We start from the raw sequence: 22,561 nt of genomic DNA, 5'->3' as shown, positions 1-22,561 counted from the left end.
TATTCAATTCTAATAACAAAAATAGGTGACTATCAATATTGTTCTATCTATAGAATGTATAGGTAAAACCAATCAATTTTATGGTGAAAATAACTATAGTTACCATCTATAGAAATTATAGATAATTTAGAATTGATTAATGAATTGGTTTTCAAATACTATAAATTTGTATAGCGCTTCATGTTCTGTGAATGCTGCTATAACTAATATAACGAAAGGAGGAAATATATGACTAAGACCATAGGCCTTATTTGTGGTAGTTTAAGAAAAAACTCTTATAATCGAATCATTGCTCAATCATTAACAGGGATGGATGATTCTCATCAATTTCGTTGGATCGAGATAAATGATCTACCTTTGTTCAATGAAGACTTAGAAATAAGTGTTCCAGAAACAGTGACATCATTTAAATCTGCTATTCAGGGCGTTGACGGTATCATTATTGTAAGTCCAGAGTACAATTCTGGAATTCCAGGCGTATTAAAGAATGCATTGGACTGGGCATCAAGACCTCGGGAATCTGCTGTTCTTAGCAGAAAACCAGTTGGTTTAATTGGTGCAACTCCTGGGGGATTAGGTACTGTTTATGCTCAAATGCAAATCAGAGAAATACTAGAAGCCATGCAAGTTCATGTTCTTCCATTTCAAAAAGTACTGATTTCCCAAGTACATGAAAAGATTGATTCCGATCAGAAAGTACTTACTGACGAACAAACAAAACGTTATCTTCAGCGTTATTTACAACAATTTATAAATTGGATAGATAAAGCTCCTATTTTAGATTAATAAAAGGAGATCAAGCATTTTTAAAAATTAGTCTAACTATTTTTCTGATTTTCAAGAAAATTATTGACGTGTCATAAGCTTATAGATAAATTAATTTTAACGGTCAGTTTAGTTATAAACTAATCGTAACAAACGAAGAAATTTATGATAATATTCCACTTTTTAAACTTTCTTCGATTACTTAATTTTTAGGAGGAATACATAATGTCTGATCTCTATTCTCGTATTAACAAAGATGATGCTGTCGTTCTTTTAGTAGATCATCAAACTGGTCTTATGTCCGGACTAGTACGTGACTATGGTGTTGATGAATTCAAGAACAATGTTTTAGCTCTTGCTCACACTGCTAAGTTTTTTGATTTACCAGTTATTTTAACAACAAGCTTTGAAAACGGACCTAACGGACCTTTAATGCAAGAATTGGTTGATCTCTTTCCTCACGCACCAAAAATAGCTCGACCTGGACAAATTAACGCATGGGATAATGATGATTTTGTAAAAGCAATCGAAGAAACTGGAAAAAAACAACTTATCATCGCGGGCGTAGTTACGGATGTTTGCGTTGCTTTCCCTGCACTTTCCGCTATAAAAGCTGGATATGAAGTATTTGCTGTTACTGATGCTTCAGGAACTTTCAGTAAACAAGTTGCAGATGCTGCCAATACGCGTATGGCACATAGTGGCGTGCAACTTATGAACTGGTTTAGCGTAGCGTGCGAATTACAACGCGATTGGCGCAACGATGTCGAAGGTTTTGGCAATTTGCTTGCTAGTAATCTTCCAGGTTATCAAAATATAATTGGAAGCTATATGGGAGCTCAGCGAGATCTTAGTAAACAAAATGCATAAATTTATTCCTAAGAAATAGCTATAAATCACTTTTTTTAAAAGTGGATAGTATAAATTTAGCGCTGATTTAATCAGCGCTCCCTTTTAAATTAAGAAGTATAGCAAGCTTTTATTTTTACGATTACAGCAGAAATTAACAGAAAATATAATTGTTTCAAAAAAAGGAGTGTTTTATTATGAGTAATTTAGAATTGTTAACCCCGGAGAACAGTGCATTAATTTTGATCGATTTTCAGCCTCAAATGACTTTTGGGGTTGCAAGCATTGACAGACAAACATTGATTAATAACGTTATGCTGCTTGCTAAATCAGCAAAAGCTTTTAACGTACCTACTATTCTTACTACAGTTGAAACACGCAGCTTTTCTGGTTATTTTTGGCCACAAATTCTTGACATATTACCAAACCATGAAATTATAGAACGTAGTTCAATGAACTCTTGGGAAGATTCAAAATTTGTTGAGGCAGTTAAAGCAACAGGTAGAAAGAAATTGATATTTGCAGCACTTTGGACTGAAGTTTGCCTTGCATTCCCTGTGCTTGAAGCAATTAAAGCTGGCTATGAAGTTTATGCAGTTGATGATGCTTCAGGTGGTACTAGTTTGACAGCACATAATGCTGCTATGCGTCGTGTAGAACAAGCTGGAGCAATTCCAGTGACAGCAATTCAAGTTTTACTTGAATACCAACGTGATTGGGCACGCAAAGACACTTATGATGCTGTTATGGAAATTGTAAAAGAACACACTGGCGCTTATGGTCAAGGCGTGGAATACGCATATACTATGGTACATGGCGCGCTTCCAAGTAGGAAAATATGAAACAAGAAAGAGTAACTGTCGGAGAAACTCATACAGGGAACACGATGGATGCTGGCGGTGCAGTAACAACGATTGTTACATGGGAAATTCAAGAAGGTAGAGAAAAACAGTTTGAAACATGGAGACATGAAATCGAAGCTGCCGCTACTAAATTTCCCGGGCATTTAGGCGTAAATCTAATAGTCCCCAATAACGGATCCAGGGAGTATACTGTTATTTTTCGCTTTGATACGTATGAGCATCTACGTGCTTGGCAAGAATCAGATATTCGTCGAGATTTGTTAAAAAAGGCAGAACAATTTCAAGCTACTAATCCAACTTACAAAACTGAAAGCAGTTTGGCTTATTGGTTTGTTACTCCGAAAACGCCAGTTCCACCGCCAAAATGGAAAATGTCTATTGTTACCCTTCTTGGTGTATGGCCTCTTAGCATGTTAGTTCCTAAAGTGATAGGACCTATTATAAAAAATATGAATCCTATTATGTCAGCTTTTTTTGTTTCTGTATGTATAGTGTCCTTACTATCATGGGTAGTCATGCCGATTCTCGGTAAAACATTTCATCCATGGTTACAGAATAATAGGAAGTAGATGAGGTGTGAACATGAATTTACCGGATATGATCTTATATAACGGAAAAATCACTACCCTTGACCCATCTCAGCCTGAGGTATCGGCTATCGCCATAACTGATGGTTTAGTCACTGCAGTAGGTGGAGATGAGCTTCTTGATAGTGCCACAGAAAAAACCAAAAAAATAGACCTTAAAAGAAAGAGAGCTATTCCGGGCTTGAATGACTCTCATATACACGTTATTCGTGGAGGTCTTCATTATAATATGGAATTGCGCTGGGAAGGTGTGCCATCACTTGCTATTGCTCTGGAAATGCTCAGAGAGCAGGCAAGGCGTACACCTGCTCCTCAGTGGGTAAGAGTAGTTGGAGGTTGGTCTGAATTTCAATTTAAAGAGAGACGGATGCCAACTTTGGAAGAGATTAATGCTGTTTCTGAAGACACGCCTGTCTTTGTGCTACATCTTTACGATAGAGCACTTGTAAATCGTGCAGGGCTGCGTGCACTGGGATACACAAAAGATACCCCAGACCCTCCAGGCTGTTTAATTGAGCGGGATAAACGAGGTAATCCAACGGGGCTTTTAATTGCCAATCCTAACGCTTCTATTCTTTATTCAAGTTTGGGTAGAGCTCCAGTACTTAATTTTGACGACCAGATTAACTCAACTCGCCATTTTATGCGCGAATTAAATAGATTAGGTATTACAAGTGCCATTGACGCAGGTGGTGGGTTCCAAAATTATCCTGATGATTACAAAGTTGTTGAACATTTAGCCGAGAAGGAACAATTAACTTTGCGTATTGCGTATAATCTATTTACGCAAAATCCAAATCATGAATATGAAGACTTTGCTTCATGGGCAAAAATTGTTTCTCCGGGTCAAGGAAATGATAAGTATAAAATGAATGGTGCCGGAGAAATGTTAGTATTCTCGGCAGCCGATTTTGAAAAATTTCAAATGCCGCGGCCCGAACTAGCTACGGTGATGGAAGCTGACTTAAAGAAAGTAATTTCTCTATTGGTGGAAAACCGTTGGCCATTCCGTTTACATGCAACTTATGACGAGTCAATAACACGTTTCTTAAATGTTTTTGAGGAAGTCAACAGAGAAATTCCTTTTAATGGTCTACGCTGGTGGTTTGATCATGCAGAAACAATCTCAGATCGTAGTATGGAACGTGTTAAGGCTTTAAATGGCGGTATCGCTATCCAAGACCGCATGGCTTTCCAAGGTGAATACTTTGTTGATTTATACGGAAAAGAAGCTGCAAAGCGTACTCCTCCGATTTATCGTATGCTAGACCTGGGTATACCTGTTGGCGCCGGTAGTGATGCAACCAGGGTTTCCAGCTATAACCCTTGGGTTGCTCTTTACTGGATGGTTGCCGGAAAAACCATTGGTGGTCTTTCGATATACGATAAAAAAAATAAACTTGACAGAAAAGTAGCCCTGGAACTATATTCCAAAGGAAGTGCGTGGTTCTCTGGTGATGAAGGTAAAAAGGGAACCCTTGCAGTAGGTCAGTTTGCTGATATTGCTGTATTGTCTGCTGACTACTTTACTGTGCAGGAAGAAGAAATCAAAGACCTTGAATCATTACTCACCATTATGGGTGGGCAAGTTGTTTATGGAAATGATGAATTTAAAAATTTGTCACCTGAATTGCCGCCAGCATCACCTGATTGGGCACCGACGGGAGTTTATGGTTATGGTGGTGCTAACCTAGCCCACAATATACTTTCTCACGATGCCCATGATCACAAGTTACATAGTTGCAGTAACCCTCTCCATCAACACACTCATACCGTAATAGGAAAAGATGGAACTAAATGGGGTATTGGTTGTACTTGCTTTGCTTTCTAAGTCAGAACCACCGGTCTAATGCCGGTGGTTTTCTTTCTACAATAAGGGTTTGGGGTCGAGGACGGACCCAAATAGTAATGGTATTAAGATCATATGCATGACTGCTAATCTCAAAATAATAGATGTAGCCGTGTCAAGAGACTTGAACCTTAACATTGGAAGGACTCAGCTCTTAATAAAATGAGGAACATGCGCATATGAAAAGATACTTGGCTGATTTGATTTTTCCATTTTTCCTTAAATAAAAGTCAATGGTATTCCCTTTTGAATCGACTGCACCATACATATACATCCACCGCCCTTTGACTTTAATATAGATCTCATCCCAAGATTTATAGATTATTTTCAATTTTCCTGAAATTTTAACACTAGAATCATTATTGTATCTATTATACTGATACTTTTTCAGGATCATTTAACTTCTGCATAAAGATACGTGCTGCAAAACTTAAAAATTTATCATCAAAGTGAATAAGATTAATATCTTGACTTGGTGTTGGATCAACAATACGAACTATGCTCAAGGAATCATTATTAACAAAATCAACCAGTGAGAGTGGTATTATGGCAACCCCATGTCCATTGCATACAAGACTCAATAGAGAAATAGAAGATTTTGTTTCTATATTTGCCTCAGATAAAGATAACCCTAAATTTTCACAATATATCTTAATTGATTCACGACAACTGCTTGAAGCCATTATTCTACTCAGCCCTACTAATTCTCGAAAAGAAACAAATGATTTTTCATTCAAAGGATGATTTTTTGGAACCACAAGGACGAGCTCTTCCCTATACAAAAGAGTGCTTGTTAATGTGTCTGGAGTTTGAAAACTACGTGTGATCCCTATATCAATATTTTTTTCAACGATTTGATTTACAGCAACTTCTGATTCTATGATTTTTACTAAGATGTTGGGATAGTGTTGTTGAAATTGCATAATATAAGGTGTTAAATAGGTGAGGTCCTCTAATAACCCTCCTATAGTAATCACACCTCTTTTCACACCCTTTAATTCAAAGATCTCATTATGAACCTCGTCAAATAGCTGCATGATAAATTTACCTTTATCAAATAGTAACTTACCTGCTTCTGTAATTTTGATACCTCTTCCAACTCGATGAAATAAAGGTGTATCAAGTTCACCTTCTAACACACGTATTTGTTGACTTAAAGTCGGCTGTGAAATACCTAGAACTTCCGCAGCTTTAGTAAAACTACCATTATTACAAACTTGAATAAAATACTCTAAATGGCGTAATTCCATTGTTGACACCCACTCTCAGCTTTTATTAAAGATTCACTCTTAAAAGAACACTTAGCCCCCGCACTATATAAGTAGAGCGGGATTCCTTTATGAATCTTAATTTTTAATTTTCTCACTAGTAAAATGATAATAACCGCAATCAATCCAACAATGTGAATAAGAACGCTGGCTTTATAGTTTCCTATAACTTCTGATAAGATGCCGTTTAATGGGATTATAAGTGCGATGAGAGCACCAATAAGTGCGGAAAGTAATTTATACATACCGCTTCTCCCTTGTATTTTTAAGGTTAATTTATCATGATTAGATTAACGAGTATTATGACATATGTCATAATCCAGAGGGGATTTTTTACTTTTATTCAATTTATATTTAATTAGGATATTACTAATTCGAGATATATGTTCAAAAAATTTATAGTTCTTGCGCATAATATCCTAATTTTTTCAACTGTTCGATTATCACTTTTTTCTCACTAGAGTCCAAACCACCAAATATTTGCCGAATCGCCTCTTTATGCTGAGGGAAAATAGTATCCATCAATTCAATACCTTCTGAAGTAATTGACGCATACGTGACACGGCGGTCTTTAGGACATGGTTTTCGTATTAAGAACCTCTTCTTTTCCAACTTATCAACTACATACGTGATACTGCTACTTGCAAGTAATATTTTGTCTCCAATTTTTTGTATAGGCTGATCGCCTTTATTGTATAGTAACTCAAGAACTGCAAATTCAGTTGGATTAAGTCCATAACTTTTTATATCTTCTTCAATACGCTTTGTGATTGACTGTACTGCTCGTGATAATATAACAAATAACTTTAAAGATAAATTCTCATCATTATTAATCACACTCATAATCACCAATCCTTTGTAAAATATTTCTAATTCGAGATTTATTATATGATCGTCAAAATATTATGTCAATAATTCATTTTAGTTTTATCAAACCACTTATAATTTATTTCTCAACATGAGACGTATGGAATCATAATAAGTCAATTGGTAATATATAGACATCTCAATTACGTTATTTCTTTTAAAGAGAGCTTGTTTTTTGACACAAGCTCTTTTTTTATCATAGTCTACATAGAATTCAGACATATTTTACATGGTGAGTTTTGTACCCTTACAGCGATAGAGACAAAAAATCTGGTTCTGGTGCAAAAAACTCAAAATAATTGCAATTAATCTCTAAAGCTTGGACATACCAAAACTTAAACAGTCAGACGAATCCTGACTGCTTAAGTTTAATTAAAGAACTATTTCTCTGTGGCAAAATAAAACAGTGCTATGATTGGAAAAGCGATTCCCATCCATAATGCTGCACTCCATCCCCCTGAGGCGTATGCCCATCCTCCGATAGAGGATCCAACAGCACCACCCAAAAAGAAAATAGCCATGAATAATCCGTTTAATCGACTACGAATTTCTGGCTCCAAAGAGAAAATCAAACGTTGACTAAGCACAAGATTTGCGGATACTCCCATGTCCAACAGAATAGCTGCAACTACTAAAACAGCTATTCCAACGGGCGAACTACTCTGAATCATGAGTGGTAGTAATAAAGAAACGATAACAACAGCGAGAGCTATCCCAGTGGCAAGCCGAGTCCATCCGCGATCAGCTAGACGGCCACCTACTGGCGCAGCTATCGCACCCGCAATTCCGACAAGAGCATACAGTGCTATATCTTTCTGAGAAAAATGAAAAGTAGGGCTAGACAATAATAACGGAACAGTAGTCCAGAATAAGCTGAAAGTCCCGAATACACACGCATGATAAATTGCGCGACGGCGTAAGATCGGGGTAGTTCGCAGTAGTTTCCACATTGAACCGAGTAAGGCCGTATAGTTTGTGTTTGCCATTGGCCTCCTAGTAGGGAGTACTTTTGATAATATGATCGCTAAGAGAAGAATTACTGCCGCAGACAAGGCAAATATTGCATTCCATCCCCAAATGTCAGCTACTAGGCTTGATATCGGACGTGACAGCATGATGCCAAGTAACAGACCACTCATGACATTACCAACAACGCGACCGCGTGTAGCTTCTGATGCAAGGTATGACGCAAAAGGTACGAGAACTTGTGCTGCGACCGATCCCAATCCGATGAAGAATGAAGCCACTAGGAAAAGAATTCCGTGTTTCACAAATACTGTGGCAGTCAGGGCGACTGTACTTAGAAGTAAAGATATAACTACTAGCTTTCGGTTTTCAACAATATCTCCTAAAGGCACAAGAAATAGTAAGCCGACAACATATCCAATTTGAGTTAGCGTTACAATCAATCCAGCACTACTAGTAGAAAGTCCAATTGCAGAGCTAATTAACCCAACCAAGGGCTGTGCATAATAAAGATTAGCTACAATGATACCACATGCAGTTGCTAGAAGTATGGTTAACCCCGTTGAAATATCTTTATCAATTGTTTGATTTTTTAAATTAGACATAGTTAACTCCTCCTATACCATTATCCCGAAGTTCTTGGATCATCTTGGCAAATGCTGCTGCAGTGTCAGACGCCATTTTACTAAATTGAGTCTGAACTGCATCCAACTCTTCTTTCAAGACTTTCAATTGTGCCATCTCTCCCCTCTCTTTTCCCATGTATTATTGTAATAAGTTCTTGTGGAGTCTTAGGCTTAGTTGCATCAGTTAACATCGTAAGATTTTTTAACTATTAAATACTAAACGTTTAGTCCATTAATTAAAATAAATAATATACTATACGTTCAGTTTTGTAAATGGGTTATTTTATTTTGTATTCAAATTAAGTATACTAAACGTATAGTTTATATTTTTGAAAGGAATGATTAATGTGCAAAGTAAAAGAGGTCGGCCGCGTAATGTCGAAACGCATAAGTCTATCCTTTCCGCATCCTATGAGTTATTGTTGGAAAAGGGCTTTAAAGCGGTCACGGTCGATAAAATTGCAGATCGTGCTAAAGTTAGCAAGGCCACGATTTATAAATGGTGGCCTAACAAGGCAGCTGTGGTAATGGATGGTTTTCTTTCTGCTACCGCTGCCAAGTTGCCTGTGCCTGATACGGGCTCGGCATTAAATGATATTCTAATTCACGCCACGAGTTTAGCCAGGTTTTTGACAAGTCGGGAAGGGATCATTATTACGGAGTTAGTAGGCGAAGGGCAGTTTGATTCAAAATTGGCTAAGGAATATCGTACCCGATATTTTCAGCCCCGGCGACTCCAAGCTAAGCATCTTCTGGAGAAGGGAATTCAGAGAGGAGAATTGAAAGAAACTCTCGATATTGAAGTAAGCATCGATCTCATTTACGGGCCGATTTTCTATCGTTTGCTCGTAACTGGCGAAAAGTTGGATGATTCCTATGTGCATCATTTGGTGATGAATGCATTTGAAGGAATCCGATTGACCTGAATAACATTCGAACAAAAATTTATTTACCACGAAATTGCCGATTCTCCACTCTCTCGATATAAACCGTCATGACCTTGCATCACTTTAATATAGCTGAGCGATATCGACCACCGGAGAATCAAAGAGCACTTTTTGAATCTATACCTGACCGATAAACTGGGTTTCCAACCACATTAATGAATTGGATAGTGTGAATTTAGAGAGTATTGAGGAGCATTATATTATACGGATACAAATTTATCTTAAGTTGATGGGCATGGGGTACCGCCAACATTTCGGAAATTTTGTACGCTAAGCGAATTTTAACCTAAAAAAAGTCGAATTCCTGTACGCTAAGGAACCGACTTTTTTAGATTGGCTTGTTCAACTATCCTGCTCCGTTAGTTTAAGTACATTCCTTCACAATATTATCTATATATTAACATGAATATCCAGTCTTCTTTAAAGGTGTTGTTCAATTATATGGCCCGATTGTGGAAAAACAAGAGCTTTTTTGTCCCACTAAATAAGATCTGCCTTATCAAACTAGAACTTTTTATAAACCTCCGCGTATACACTTTTCAATTGCTCACGTAATTTTTTATTTTCTTCCTCTAACTTCTTATCCTTACGTTTAAGCGATTCAATAAGAGCCTCCTTTTATTATACAACAAACGCGAAAACATTCTGATTATTAACATTTATTCTATGTACTTTTAACTTAGTTTACTTTATAGTTAAGTTAACTTAATTATTAAGTGAGGTGTTTTATGTATGAAAAATGATCTTATTCAACAAATTAACAGTTTACAAAATCATTTAAACGTTCATTTAGCAAGTAGATTTGAGCATAAAATTGATAATCAACTTACAGCTAAGCAAGTTTTATTATTAGAGCTAATCCGGATAGGTATCACTTCAACGAAAGATTTAGCTACCCAATTGAATATTTCAACGAGTGCAGTTAGTCAACTTCTTAATAAATTAGAAACAAAAGAATACATTACCCGCAATATTAATAAAGAAAATCGTCGTGAAATCATATTAAAATTGGCGATAAAAGGCGAGCGGTATTTCGAAGAATTGCAAATGCTCGAAGATGAAATCAATCACAATGTTTATGGACAGCTACCCTTAGAAGACTTGAAACATTTGGTCCGTATACTTGAAAAATTAAATACGATTGTAAAAGGGGAATAATCTATGTATGTGATTAAAAGAGGAAAGTACATTTGGTTATTATTGCTTTTCGCTATTTTTTGTAGTAATTATATGCTCTATCACACGCAAATAGGAAATAATCTTCTCCCACCAGAAACAAATATGGTAGTATTAGGGTCATTATTAGACCTAATTATTATGTTGCCTTTATTCTTTATGTTGTATAGCAAGAAGTTTTCTGTAAAAACAGCGATTATTTTATCAGCGACAGGATGTATATTAGCTAGGTTTCTAATTCCAAATCATCTTTTAGAACCATTTGTAGCTATTACTTGGGCTGGAATTGTAATAGAGGCTGCGTTAATCATCTTTGAAATTATATTAATTGTTACATTTGTTCGTTACATGCCAAAAATCGTGAGAAAGGTGAAAATGAGCAAATTACCGGTAGTTTTTTCTTTCCCACATGCAATTGATGACTATGTAAATAAAAATTCAATTATCCATGTGATTTGTTCAGAGGTGATGATGTTTTATTATGCTTTCTTCAGCTGGAAAAAGGCGCCACCTACAGGTATAACACTATATAAAAGTTCAAGTTACATAGCATTTCAAATCATGATGATTCATGCAATTGTTATTGAAACATTAGGTTTCCATTGGTGGCTTCATGATAAATCGATGGTTATTTCGATCATCTTATTAGTTCTTAATATTTATTCTGTAATTTTTTTCTTAGCGGATATTCAAGCTATTCGATTAAATCCAATTTATATAAACAATGGATCTATGTTTCTCTCTCTTGGATTATTAAAGCGTACAGAAATTCAATTTAAAAATATTGAGTGTATTATCGAAGATCCAGCGATTCTAGAAAGTAAGTTATCGAAAGATACGATTGATTTTATTGTACGAGATTTTGAAAAAGTTTATCCAGACATGATTTTAAAAATGAAAAAACCTGTAAGAGCAACACTATTTATGGGAATTCAAAAAGAATACTCACAAATAGCTATTCGTTCTGACAATCCAACACAACTTAAAGAAATTATTTTAAATAAAATAAGAATAAAAACCTAGATTTTTAAAATAGTCTATTAACCTATCTATTTGAGCTGCTGGTCCTTCTTGAATAGAACCAAAATAAAAAATCCATATTTTCTTTTAGATAACTAACTTTAAAGAGCCTTGCTACATAAAAATTGTAGGAAGGCTCTGATTTTTTTAGCTAAAAATTAAACGACCTTATTAGCTCTATATAATCCTTATATATACACAAAGATGTTTGCTACAAACGAGCAAACATCTTTTCTTTCAGCATTCTTTCTCAGAACAGTATTCACTTAGTCTACTTCGGTCAACCGCTTCGCTTCAAAATATAATACTTGAATAAATTTCTTCGTATTAATTCTCGTATGTCCAGATGGGGCTGGTTCATCTTTTGTCAGTTCTGTCATACGTTTTCGTATAATTGTAAAATCAAAAAATTTCGGAGCATAGCTTTCAAACTTCGGATTTGAAAAATCTGTTAAACCGAGAGAAGCTAAATGATTTAACGATTGATAAATCGCTCGTCGTACTCGTTGTTCAGAAGCTTTTCTTTCTTTATCAATCTCCGCTTCCGAAGCCGTTTCTCCTAATTTTTTAACAGTAATATGTTGAAAAATATCTTTTAATGCTGGGAATCCATACTCAAAGGTTTCTTTCTTTTCTTGCCCAAATAAATATTCTAACATACTCAGTAAATCTTTACTTCCGTTCTCTCCGGCAATTCCGAGTTCCGATAATAAATATTGACCCGAATCAATAATTTTTTTCTCTTCTAACTGTGGTTCACTTCGTAATCCAGGCTTCTCCCACTGAAATACATTATTCAGTGATTTTTGAATATCTTGAATCGATCGTTCTAAACGAATACGCTCTATCACTTTTCGTACAACTGACAAAACCTCAAGTTTATTAAGAGGTTTTGTAATATAATATTCAACCCCAAGAGAATAGGCTTCACCAATTAATTGCTTCGATTCTACTTGAGAGATCATAATCACTTTCCCTGTAAACGACGGAATAATGTTCCGAACAGTTTCAATCCCATCACGAAGGGGCATTAATAAGTCAATAAATAATATATCTACTTTTTTAAAATTCAACTGATCTCCTTCTATGAAAGCACCATCTTCTACTTCTCCTACTATTTCTCCAAGGTCTTCATCTTCAATGATTTGTGATAGCATAGAACGAAATACTTCGTCATCATCTACGATGTAATAAAACATCCCCTCACCCTTCCTTAGTCAGACTAGACTCCGGCAGTCTCACAATAAACTTGCAGCCTCTTTCATTGTCTCCGTCTTGTAGTATAACCTCTCCCCCGAGTTCCGTCACCATCTCTTTTATATAAGACAATCCAATTCCTGTTGATGGCGTTCCTGTTTGATCATACTTCGAGGTAAAACCAGGCTTAAACACCAGTTCCTTATATTTAACTGGGATCCCCGGACCATCATCCATTACTTCAAATATGACGAATGCTTCTCTCTTCTTTGCATGAATCGTAATGACACCAATACCATCAATCGCTTCTACAGCATTGGCAACTAAATTATTTAAAATCGACAAAATCGTGTATACATGATACTGCGTATGCTCCCCTTCTAAACGTTTAGAAAATGATATTTTTTTCTCTAATAACTGCGCATACTTCTCGTTAATTCTTATAATCATTTCTATTAGTTCATTTCCATTTATATATTCTGAAAGATTTTTATCTAAAAGAAGTTTGGATAACCCCGCAAAAATTCTTTGATTATCTTTTTTTATTTCGTGTACTTCCCCTGCAATTTTCAGCGCCTTTTTACTATACGCTGCTATGTCATTTTCAGTGTTTCCTACTTTTTTCTGTTGTAAGTTCCGATATAGTTGATACGCTTCTTGTGTGATCATTTCCGCATTTTGCAGCGTTTTCTTCAAATGAACAGATTCCACATACAAATTAGAAAGATGCATAAACATCTTTTCATTTTCTTTCCGAACCTGAGCTTCTTTTAATTTTGTTTCATATAAATTCATCATATTTAAAAAACCGAGAGCAAAAAAGCTCCGAAAAATAGCAATAATAATAATTTTATTGAATTCTGAAACTGTAATCATCGTCCCAAGCACAAAAACGTGATAGAAAGCAAGTTCTGACATACTCGAGATAATTTCAATCGTTATCCCCAAACATCCAATGATAAATGGTTTTTGGTGAAATCTGTTTACTTTACATAGTGAAAAAAGACTTCCATAAACGAAATAGTAAAAAAAGACTGGATAACGCATAGAAAAGGAGTCTGAAAAATGAAAAGAACCTTGCAGCATCCAGTCAAGACCAATGCGAAATGTTACAACAGCTGCGCCAACAATTATACCCGCTAAAGCAGCTGGAATTTTCCTTAAAAATAATAATAAAAAGAAAAAAAGCGGTGTTCCAAAGCTAACACGAAACGTATCATTAAATGGATGAAAATTCAGTTCTCCAGCGATCGGAACAATCAAAATTGCAAGGATTAAAATTGAAATATCTTTCTTCCATAATTGACGCCAGTCCAAATATGCCACTTCCTATTATTTAGTATTCTTATCTTGACTCGTAATATTGAAACATAATAAGGAAAGCCCGCTTATTATATAAACGGGCTTTATTTCTATAGTGTTACCTTTTCAACTGCTTTTATTTGACGATAAACAGGTTGCCACATTGCAGCTTGAACAGCCTTCCTGATATCGTTATCATTTAATTCCTCACGAGCAACACCTTCAGATACTGCCGCTTTTGCCACTGCAATTGCAACTATCTCTGAAATATTACGCAGTTCTTCTACTTCTGGAAGAATCGGTGCACCAGGCTGACTTGTATCTACCATACTCGCTACCGCTTCTGCCGCTGCCGCAAACATGCCATCCGTCATCACACGAGCATGAACAACAATTGTACCAAGACCAAGACCCGGGAAGATAAGCGCATTGTTAGATTGTCCAATTACATAAGTAACACCATTATATGTAACTGGCTCAAACGGACTTCCCGTCGCAACAAGTGCTCGTCCTTCTGTCCAAGAAATTAAATCTGCCGGCTTCGCTTCTGCAAGAGGTGTCGGATTAGACATTGGTAAAATAATTGGTCGTTCCACATGAGCTGCCATCTCTTTTACGATTTCTTCTGTAAATGCCCCAGCAACTGTTGATGTACCGATTAAAATAGTCGGTTGTACATGTTTCACAACTTCAGCAAGACCAATCACTTCAGTTGTTTTCCATTCTTTCACTTCTGATTCTTCACGCGCATACGGACGTTGGAAATCAAGAAGATCCCCCATGTTATCTGTAAGTAAACCATTACGATCAATACACCAAAAACGGCGATTTGCTTCTTCCTCTGATAAACCTAGGCGTACCATCGCATCGCGTACTTGATCTGCAATTCCAATCCCAGCAGTACCCGCACCGAAGACAACAACGCGATGTTCACAAAGCGGAATACCAGAAGATTTCACAGCTGATAACACTCCTGCAAGTGAAACAGCACCTGTTCCTTGTATATCATCATTAAATGTACATACATTATCGCGATATTTATCTAAAATTCTACGTGCATTTCGTGAGCTGAAATCTTCCCAATGTAGTAATGCATTCGGAAACTTGTTACATACAGCCTTTACAAATAAGTCAATAAATGAATCATACGCTTCTCCAGTTACACGCGGATGACGATTTCCAATATAAAACGGATTATTTAATAAATCTTCACGGTTCGTACCAACATCTAAAATAACAGGTAATACACGGCTTGGATCGATACCAACTGCCGCTGTATAAACGGCTAACTTTCCAATGGCAATATTAATACCACCTACGCCCCAGTCACCAATTCCTAAAATACCTTCACCGTCTGTTACAACAACTAAATCGATATTTTCTGCGGTTGCACCCATGTTATCAAATGCTTCTTCAATGCCGCTTGGATCATCAATTGATAAATATACACCGCGCGGTTTACGATACTCATGACTATATCTTTGAATCGCTACACCAACAGTTGGTGTGTATACAATTGGAAGCATTTCTCGCAAATGATCTGTGAGCAAACGATAAAATAATACTTCATTACGATCATGCAATGCTGTTAAATATACGTTCTTTAACAAGTCATCAGGCTGTGAACAAAACTGCTCATACGCACGTCGCGCTTGTTCATCTAACGTTAACACAGCTGGTGGTAACAATCCTTTTAATCCTAGTTCTTCTCTTTCTTCAGCTGTAAAAGCGACACCTTTATTTAAAAGTGGTGTTGCTAATACTTCTACTCCTCGTAATGTCGTTTTTAACGTTCCATCCGAGGAAACCATAAATTTACTCATACAATCCCTACCTCTATTTATATATACCATTTCATATTGTAAACAAAAAAAGGGGGAAAATCCCCCCTCTTTTAATTTTTCTTTAAAAGAGCTGCTCCCGCAATTCCTGGGTGCGTCATTTCAAATGGATCTAAAATTAAGTCTAATTCTTCTTGTGATAATACACCGTTTTTCAAGCAAAGTTCTCGAACAGATTGACCAGTTGCAATTGCTTCTTTTGCTAAACGAGCTGCTGCTTCATATCCAATATGTGGATTTACAGCTGTAATAATACCAACGCTTTTCTCAACATACTCTTTTAAGCGTCCTTCATTTGCTTCAATTCCTTTTAGACAGTTATCTGTAAAAGCACGGAATCCATTATTCATAATGCTGATGGATTGAAGTAAGTTAAAGACAAGTACTGGTTCCATTACGTTTAGCTCTAATTGGCCCGCTTCTGAAGCAAGACAAATCGTATGATCGTTCCCAATTACTTGGAACGCAATTTGGTTAATAACTTCTGGCATTACAGGATTTACTTTTCCTGGCATAATAGAAGAACCAGGTTGACGAGCTGGAAGCATAATTTCACCTAATCCAACGCGTGGACCGGATGCCATTAAGCGCAAGTCATTTGCAATTTTGGACATATTCATCATACATACTTTCAGTGCAGCTGATACTTCTGTATAAGCATCTGTATTTTGCGTTGCGTCAACTAAATCCTCAGCTCCAACAAGAGGAAGCTCACTAATAGCAGCTAATTGTTTTACTACAGCCTCAATATACTGTGGATCTGCATTTAATCCTGTACCAACAGCTGTCGCTCCCATGTTTACTTCATATAAGTGTTGACGAGATTGCTCAATACGCTTCATGTCACGTCCAAGTACACGAGCATACGCTTTAAACTCTTGTCCAAGACGAATCGGTACAGCATCTTGTAAATGTGTGCGTCCCATTTTAATTACATGATCAAATTGTTCTGCTTTCAATTCAAAGATATCATGCATATATCCCATTGTTTGCAATAATTCTTCTAATGAATTTAACGTTGCAATATGAATTGCCGTTGGGAATGCATCATTTGTTGATTGTGCCATATTTACATGACTATTTGGGCTAATATAATGATAGTCACCCTTTTCCATTTCTAATAATTCAAGGGCACGATTGGCAATGACTTCATTTGCGTTCATATTCATAGAAGTCCCTGCTCCTCCTTGAATTGGGTCAACGATGAAATGCTCATGCCATTTTCCTTCTAAAATCTCTTGTGCTGCTTGTGCAATTGCTGCACCTTTCTTTAACTCTAATCGTCCAACATCTGTATTCGCAAGCGCAGCCGCTTTTTTCACGATTGCTAATGCTTTAATTAATCCTTCATGGATTTTATAACCTGTAATCGGAAAGTTTTCAACTGCACGCATCGTTTGAACACCGTAATACGCATGCATCGGTACTTCTTTTTCACCTAAAAAGTCTTTTTCAATTCGTACATCTTTTTTAGCTTCAGTTATTGTTGCCATGTTTGTTCACTCCTCAATCTATTTTGTCCCTCATTAACAAACAATCATTCCCATACCTCAAAAATTGTGCAAGAAATAAAAAATTGGGCAGGAGATATACTACTCGTAAAGATCCGATTCGTTCAACGAATAATCAGCGAGAGATAAAAATCCCTCACTGATTAAAATTTCGTTTTTTACGCTGCTTCTGTTGTGTTTACAGTTTCTAGATAATTCTTCGCTTTCTCTTGATCGAATTCACCTTCCCATTTCGACATGACAATTGCTGCTAATGCGTTTCCTAACACATTGACAGCCGTACGAATCATATCTAAAATGCGGTCAATACCAGCAATTAAAGCAATTCCTTCTACTGGAAGTCCCATAGAACCTAACGTTGCCAATACAACAACAAAGGAAGCACCAGGAACACCAGCCATTCCTTTAGATGTTAACATTAGAACAAATAACAATGTAATTTGTTCCGTCAATGACATGTGTACATTATACATTTGTGCTACAAATAGTGCTGCCAACGCTTGATAAATAGCTGATCCAGTTAAGTTAAATGTATAACCAGTTGGTATAACGAAAGAAGCAACAGCCTTCGGACAGCCGAACTCTTCCATTTTCCGCATCAGATTTGGTAAAACCGCTTCTGAACTTGCTGTTGTAAAGGAAAGAATCAGTTCTTCTTTTAAAACTTTCATTAAGGTGAAGATATTTACTCCCACCATTTTTGCATTAATGCCTAATACAACAACAACAAATAAGATAACTGTTACATAAACGGCAAGCACTAATTTTCCTAGCGGAAGCAGTGTACCTACTCCAAATTTCGCAACCGTTACAGCAATAAGTGCAAATACGCCAACCGGAGCAAATTTCATAACTTGGTTTGTCACCCAAAACATCGCTTCTAATACACCTTCAAAGAAATTAAAGACCGGTTTGCCTTTTTCTCCAATTGCAGCAACCCCTAGGCCGAATAAAACTGAGAAGAAAATAATCGGTAATAAATCACCTTTTGCAATCGACTCAAATACGTTTGTTGGCACAATATGAGTAATTGTATCTGCAAAGCCTTTTTTCTCCGTTGCCTCAGCCGATGCTTGGTATGATGAAATATCACTATGCTGCAAATGGCTCATATCAACGCCCGTTCCCGGATGGAACACGTTTGCTGCGATTAAGCCCATTAAAATTGCAATCGTTGTAATAATTTCAAAATAGAGTATTGTCTTTCCGCCTAATTTGCCGAGCTTTTTCATATCTCCTACACCAGCTACTGCTACAACAAGTGCAGAAATAACAATTGGAACAACAATCATCTTAATTAAATGAATAAAGATATCTCCAAGCGGTTGAATATAGGAAATAGCTGTTTTATTACCAGAAAAGATTGCCCCTACTACAACCCCTAAAACAAGTGCTACAAAAATTTGTGTAGCTAATCCGAATTTTTTCATGTATTTTCATCCCCTTCATGCGAACGCTTTCAATTTGAATGTATAAAAGCTTTATTCACATGATATAGATAAACCTACAAAATCAGACAAAAATCTACAAGTTCGTCACAAAACTTTCAAAAATTTTTCTTAAAATGTTCATTGATGCGCATCTTCAGTATACAACTAAAAAATAGTATTGATAAAACATCTAATTATTTTGTATAATCTAAAAAATACGTCTATTTTAAAAATGAAACAAAAAGGAGTGGATGTTATGAAAAAACATACAATGACTTTCATTATATACCGTTCTTTTTTGTTTCATTTTCTCGTAAAGGAGCAAAGGCATTCGCCTTCGCTCCTTTTTTATTGTCATTATTAAAGGGGGAAGTAACAATGAAGCCGTATAAGCGAGTATTAATCAAACTAAGTGGAGGCGCTCTCGCCGATCAAGATGGAAACAGTTTTGGTTCCAAACACTTAGAACATATCGCAACTGAAATTTTATCTATTGTTGATTTAGGTATTGAAGTTTCTATTGTTGTGGGTGGAGGGAACATTTTTAAAGGGAATTTAGCTGAAACATGGGGTATTGATCGCGTAGAAGCAGATAATATAGGTACATTAGGCACAATTATTAATAGCCTAATGTTACGTGGTGTCTTAAAAAGTAAAACAAATAAAGAAGTTCGCGTCATGACATCTTTTCCCGTTACAGCTGTTGCCGAACCCTACATTCATTTACGAGCTGTTCATCATTTAGATAGAGGATATATTGTTATTTTGGGCGGTGGAAATGGCCAACCTTTTGTTACAACTGATTATCCAAGTGTACAACGAGCAATCGAAATGAATAGCGACGCCATTTTAGTCGCAAAACAAGGCGTAGATGGTGTCTTTACAAGTGACCCTAAACAAAATAAGTCAGCAAAAATGTATCGTCATTTAAATTATAATGATGTTGTTCAGAACAATATAAAAGTGATGGATCAATCAGCCTTATTACTTGCTCGTGACTATCATTTACCAGTCCATATCTTTAACTTTGATGAATCAGGAGTAATGAAAAAAATATGTTTAGGAGAACATATCGGCACCTTAATCAGTCATAAGTTAACAAAGCTTGAAGATGAAAACTAGCCCTTTCAAAAAATTCTACTGCCATTATGAAATAAGGTGCGAATTATACCGCACCTTATACTTTCTACAAGAGGGAGCGAGAACATAGAAATATTCAACGCCCATAGTTCATAACCCTACAATCACAAACCATTAAATACAACTACCGGTTCTTCTATATTATTATTAATCAAAACTACATCTGCACATTCCTTTGGCGCATGCTCTTCTATGTACATGTGACAAGCCGCATGATATCGCTGTAAAAACATTTCGTCTGCCTTCTCTTCACTTCCAAAAGCTTGCGCCTCTCGCTTGGAACCACGTTCTCTAGCAATATTAAAATCTGTTTCTACAAATATTCTATAATCAAACAACTGTTTTAGTTCTTGCTTAAATAAAAAGGTTCCATCTACTATAAATATCGTATCTTTTGAAGCCAATATTGGGTCTGAAGGAATATACATATCTGTCTCTAAATCATGTGATTTTATCTCATAACGCATCGTACCATTAGGCCCTAATGGCATTAATAACCGTTCAGAAAATGCTTTATAATCATGAGCATCTTCATAATACCCTTTCGCCGATTCCTTCCCTTGTGAATATCTAATTGCCCTCGGATGATGGAAATAATCTATACTTGTTCGAATTACTTTTCTTCCTTGATTTTGGATTTCTTTTGCCAATTCATTTGCAAATGTTGTTTTCCCTGAAGCTGTAATGCCGCTAACACCTACTCTTACAGGATGATTGAATTCAAGCATACATATATACTCTGCAACCTCACGAATAGCAGTTTGACGTTTCACAATAATTCCTCCTCATGGAATCTCATCACATATTTTCCCGTATTAATGGAAAATAATTGCTCCCTGCCATTTTAGTTTATCATCCCAAATATATGTTGTAAAAATATGTTTTCGTTTCTCGAAGGATTATTATAAAGTGAAACTTCCATCAGTGGGGGTTTTCTTCCCTCCCACTGATGGTTAGTTGAACCAATCGGGCTTTTACGGGCAGTTATCCCCCACCTATCTTCTTCGCTTCTCTCTCATTCTTGAGGTGGGGGGTCATACTGCCCGTTAATGCGGGATAAACAAGAAAAAATGCCGCATTACGCCGCACTTTTTCTTATTTATATTACTACTTCTATAAATAATAATTAAACAACCCTGCTATCTTTTCTTTACACCGATCCCAAAAAGATAAATTATCAAAGAATGATATCGTCATTTCTTTTGAATCTTGAAAATCTTGTGCTAATACCTTATTTAATTGTTGAAGAATAGGACCACCCTTTATATAGAAATTCATCTCGTCATTAATACGAAAACTACGTGAAGTAAAATTTGTTGTTCCTGTAACGATTGTTTCATTATCAAATACCATAGCTTTTCCATGAAACATTCCTTTTTTATATCCGTATACGGAAATGCCATTCTCGATAGCTTGACGAATATAAGGATATGCAGCCTCTTTTATAAGAGGGATATCCGGTTTGAAAGACCAAAGTATTTTAATGGAAACACCACGCTGCCTCGCTTGAATTAAGGCATTCATAAGTTTTTCATCTTTTGGTATAAAATACGGTGTGGCAATAATGATAGATTGCTTTGCCTGCTTTATTAATTCAATGTACTTATTTATCACATCATGACCATTATAACAAGACAATGTGTGTAATGTTTTTCCTGGGACAATCTGCTTAGAAGTACTTGTTATTCCTTCAGAAGTATCTCGTTTCCAGTCTAATACAAACTGTTCTTCTAAATCTTTCACTCCTTCTCCCTGTATTCGTACATGATAATCTCGCCAATATCCAAAACGCTTGTCTTTTCCTAAGTACTCATCGCCTATATTGAAACCACCGCTATACCCTATTTTTCCATCAATTGTTGTAATACGGCGGTGATTCCGATGATGCAGTGAATAAAAAAAGAATGGAAATTCAGGTTTTCTACTATATGTAAAATGAACACCGCTCGCTTGTAATTCATTTTTCATTTTTCTTTCGAAAGACAAATCATTAATCCAATCTACTGATAAGTATACTTGTACACCTTCTTCTGCTTTTTCTTTTAACAAATTCAAAAAAGAATGACTGCTTTTATCATCTGAAATAATGAAGAAATAAGTGAAGATGGAATGTTTCGCCTCTTTTATATCAGAAAATAACTGCTCATATAAGGATTTCCCCTCAGCATATAATTGGAAATCACTATAGTGCAGCTCATATTCTTTAGATTGATTTTTTTTCGCCTCTATTTTTCTCCCTAGTGTTACATCAATATGCATCCAAATAATGAGAAAAGCTAATATGGCAATAATAATAGAAATAATCCGAAATATCTTTTTCACCATTTTGTTTTCCTTCCGCACAAAATAATTTTCTC

Annotated in this window: 20 protein-coding genes and 3 pseudogenes; 9 read left to right on the top strand and 14 right to left on the bottom strand. The window is 36.1% G+C overall.

Annotated features, from left to right (window positions below):
• The first annotated feature begins 228 nt into the window (after positions 1-228).
• The 5 genes from NKR74_RS08315 to NKR74_RS08295 all read left to right on the top strand — a co-directional run bounded on the left by NKR74_RS08315 (position 229) and on the right by NKR74_RS08295 (position 4,895).
• Complete coding sequence (locus NKR74_RS08315) at positions 229-786, top strand: NADPH-dependent FMN reductase (RefSeq protein ID WP_253629200.1); 558 nt, start codon at positions 229-231, stop codon at positions 784-786.
• A 204-nt stretch (positions 787-990) separates the two neighbouring features.
• A complete protein-coding gene (gene ycaC / locus NKR74_RS08310) occupies positions 991-1,635 on the top strand; it encodes an isochorismate family cysteine hydrolase YcaC (protein ID WP_098308570.1) in 645 nt (214 codons plus the stop codon).
• A 176-nt stretch (positions 1,636-1,811) separates the two neighbouring features.
• On the top strand, positions 1,812-2,456 hold the full coding sequence (locus tag NKR74_RS08305; protein WP_098308568.1) for a hydrolase: 645 nt from the start codon (positions 1,812-1,814) through the stop codon (positions 2,454-2,456).
• Positions 2,453-3,046: an antibiotic biosynthesis monooxygenase gene (locus tag NKR74_RS08300; RefSeq protein WP_098308566.1), complete on the top strand. Its 594-nt coding sequence runs from the start codon at positions 2,453-2,455 to the stop codon at positions 3,044-3,046. Before NKR74_RS08305 ends, NKR74_RS08300 begins: the two co-directional genes overlap by 4 nt.
• Before the next feature lie 13 nt (positions 3,047-3,059).
• On the top strand, positions 3,060-4,895 hold the full coding sequence (locus NKR74_RS08295; RefSeq protein ID WP_253629199.1) for an amidohydrolase: 1,836 nt from the start codon (positions 3,060-3,062) through the stop codon (positions 4,893-4,895).
• 196 nt (positions 4,896-5,091) lie between these two features.
• On the opposite strand, the pseudogene NKR74_RS08290 reads toward NKR74_RS08295, so the two are convergent.
• From NKR74_RS08290 to NKR74_RS08265, 6 genes and pseudogenes are all read right to left on the bottom strand, one after another.
• A pseudogene (locus NKR74_RS08290) lies at positions 5,092-5,226 on the bottom strand (DDE-type integrase/transposase/recombinase); the annotation flags it as partial.
• Positions 5,227-5,284: 58 nt separating this feature from the next.
• Entirely contained in the window at positions 5,285-6,163 is an 879-nt protein-coding gene (locus tag NKR74_RS08285) for a LysR family transcriptional regulator (RefSeq protein WP_253629198.1), read from the bottom strand.
• Between the two features lie 53 nt (positions 6,164-6,216).
• Positions 6,217-6,426: pseudogene (locus NKR74_RS08280) on the bottom strand (DMT family transporter); the annotation flags it as partial.
• 151 nt (positions 6,427-6,577) lie between these two features.
• On the bottom strand, positions 6,578-7,024 hold the full coding sequence (locus tag NKR74_RS08275; RefSeq protein WP_098308560.1) for a MarR family winged helix-turn-helix transcriptional regulator: 447 nt from the start codon (positions 7,022-7,024) through the stop codon (positions 6,578-6,580).
• A 404-nt stretch (positions 7,025-7,428) separates the two neighbouring features.
• Positions 7,429-8,619 (bottom strand): MFS transporter, encoded by a 1,191-nt coding sequence (locus tag NKR74_RS08270; RefSeq protein WP_098308558.1) that lies wholly within the window; start codon positions 8,617-8,619, stop codon positions 7,429-7,431.
• Complete coding sequence (locus NKR74_RS08265; RefSeq protein ID WP_176524567.1) at positions 8,612-8,755, bottom strand: hypothetical protein; 144 nt, start codon at positions 8,753-8,755, stop codon at positions 8,612-8,614. The genes NKR74_RS08270 and NKR74_RS08265 overlap by 8 nt, the downstream gene beginning before the upstream one ends.
• A gap of 232 nt (positions 8,756-8,987) precedes the next feature.
• Here NKR74_RS08265 and NKR74_RS08260 point away from each other — a divergent pair, with 232 nt between their 5' ends.
• Positions 8,988-9,566, top strand: coding sequence for a TetR/AcrR family transcriptional regulator (locus NKR74_RS08260; RefSeq protein ID WP_176524565.1), 579 nt, complete (start codon positions 8,988-8,990; stop codon positions 9,564-9,566).
• 525 nt (positions 9,567-10,091) lie between these two features.
• Here NKR74_RS08260 and NKR74_RS08255 read toward each other — a convergent pair.
• Positions 10,092-10,205 (bottom strand): annotated as a pseudogene (locus NKR74_RS08255) (DUF6262 family protein); the annotation flags it as partial.
• A gap of 114 nt (positions 10,206-10,319) precedes the next feature.
• Between NKR74_RS08255 and NKR74_RS08250 the strand changes: the two are divergent.
• On the top strand, positions 10,320-10,745 hold the full coding sequence (locus NKR74_RS08250) for a MarR family winged helix-turn-helix transcriptional regulator (RefSeq protein WP_253629197.1): 426 nt from the start codon (positions 10,320-10,322) through the stop codon (positions 10,743-10,745).
• Between the two features lie 3 nt (positions 10,746-10,748).
• Positions 10,749-11,786 (top strand): beta-carotene 15,15'-monooxygenase, encoded by a 1,038-nt coding sequence (locus NKR74_RS08245; protein WP_253629196.1) that lies wholly within the window; start codon positions 10,749-10,751, stop codon positions 11,784-11,786.
• Positions 11,787-12,049: 263 nt separating this feature from the next.
• Here NKR74_RS08245 and NKR74_RS08240 read toward each other — a convergent pair whose 3' ends face one another.
• From NKR74_RS08240 to NKR74_RS08220, 5 genes are all read right to left on the bottom strand, one after another.
• Complete coding sequence (locus tag NKR74_RS08240; RefSeq protein ID WP_253629195.1) at positions 12,050-12,982, bottom strand: response regulator; 933 nt, start codon at positions 12,980-12,982, stop codon at positions 12,050-12,052.
• Positions 12,983-12,986: 4 nt separating this feature from the next.
• Positions 12,987-14,297, bottom strand: coding sequence for an ATP-binding protein (locus NKR74_RS08235; RefSeq protein ID WP_301287673.1), 1,311 nt, complete (start codon positions 14,295-14,297; stop codon positions 12,987-12,989).
• 95 nt (positions 14,298-14,392) lie between these two features.
• The gene (malS, locus tag NKR74_RS08230; protein ID WP_253631109.1) at positions 14,393-16,126 is read right to left on the bottom strand and encodes an oxaloacetate-decarboxylating malate dehydrogenase; all 1,734 of its coding nucleotides are present in this window, start codon (positions 16,124-16,126) and stop codon (positions 14,393-14,395) included.
• Positions 16,127-16,176: 50 nt separating this feature from the next.
• Positions 16,177-17,616: an aspartate ammonia-lyase gene (gene aspA / locus NKR74_RS08225; RefSeq protein WP_253629193.1), complete on the bottom strand. Its 1,440-nt coding sequence runs from the start codon at positions 17,614-17,616 to the stop codon at positions 16,177-16,179.
• Positions 17,617-17,792: 176 nt separating this feature from the next.
• Positions 17,793-19,064 carry a cation:dicarboxylate symporter family transporter gene (locus tag NKR74_RS08220; RefSeq protein WP_098308544.1) on the bottom strand — a complete coding sequence of 424 codons (1,272 nt, stop codon included), beginning with the start codon at positions 19,062-19,064 and terminating at the stop codon, positions 17,793-17,795.
• Between the two features lie 378 nt (positions 19,065-19,442).
• Here NKR74_RS08220 and pyrH point away from each other — a divergent pair, with 378 nt between their 5' ends.
• Entirely contained in the window at positions 19,443-20,186 is a 744-nt protein-coding gene (gene pyrH / locus NKR74_RS08215; protein WP_098308542.1) for a UMP kinase, read from the top strand.
• 122 nt (positions 20,187-20,308) lie between these two features.
• Here pyrH and NKR74_RS08210 read toward each other — a convergent pair whose 3' ends face one another.
• Positions 20,309-20,977, bottom strand: coding sequence for a nucleoside/nucleotide kinase family protein (locus NKR74_RS08210; protein WP_253629192.1), 669 nt, complete (start codon positions 20,975-20,977; stop codon positions 20,309-20,311).
• A gap of 340 nt (positions 20,978-21,317) precedes the next feature.
• The gene (locus tag NKR74_RS08205; RefSeq protein ID WP_098308538.1) at positions 21,318-22,529 is read right to left on the bottom strand and encodes a phospholipase D-like domain-containing protein; all 1,212 of its coding nucleotides are present in this window, start codon (positions 22,527-22,529) and stop codon (positions 21,318-21,320) included.
• Positions 22,530-22,561: the final 32 nt, after the last annotated feature.

It is taken from the genome of Bacillus sp. 3103sda1, from assembly GCF_024159135.1.
GTDB classification, from domain to species: domain Bacteria; phylum Bacillota; class Bacilli; order Bacillales; family Bacillaceae_G; genus Bacillus_A; species Bacillus_A rhizoplanae.
The sequence above is the reverse complement of the archived record's forward strand: the minus strand, read 5'-3'. Positions and strand labels throughout refer to the sequence as shown.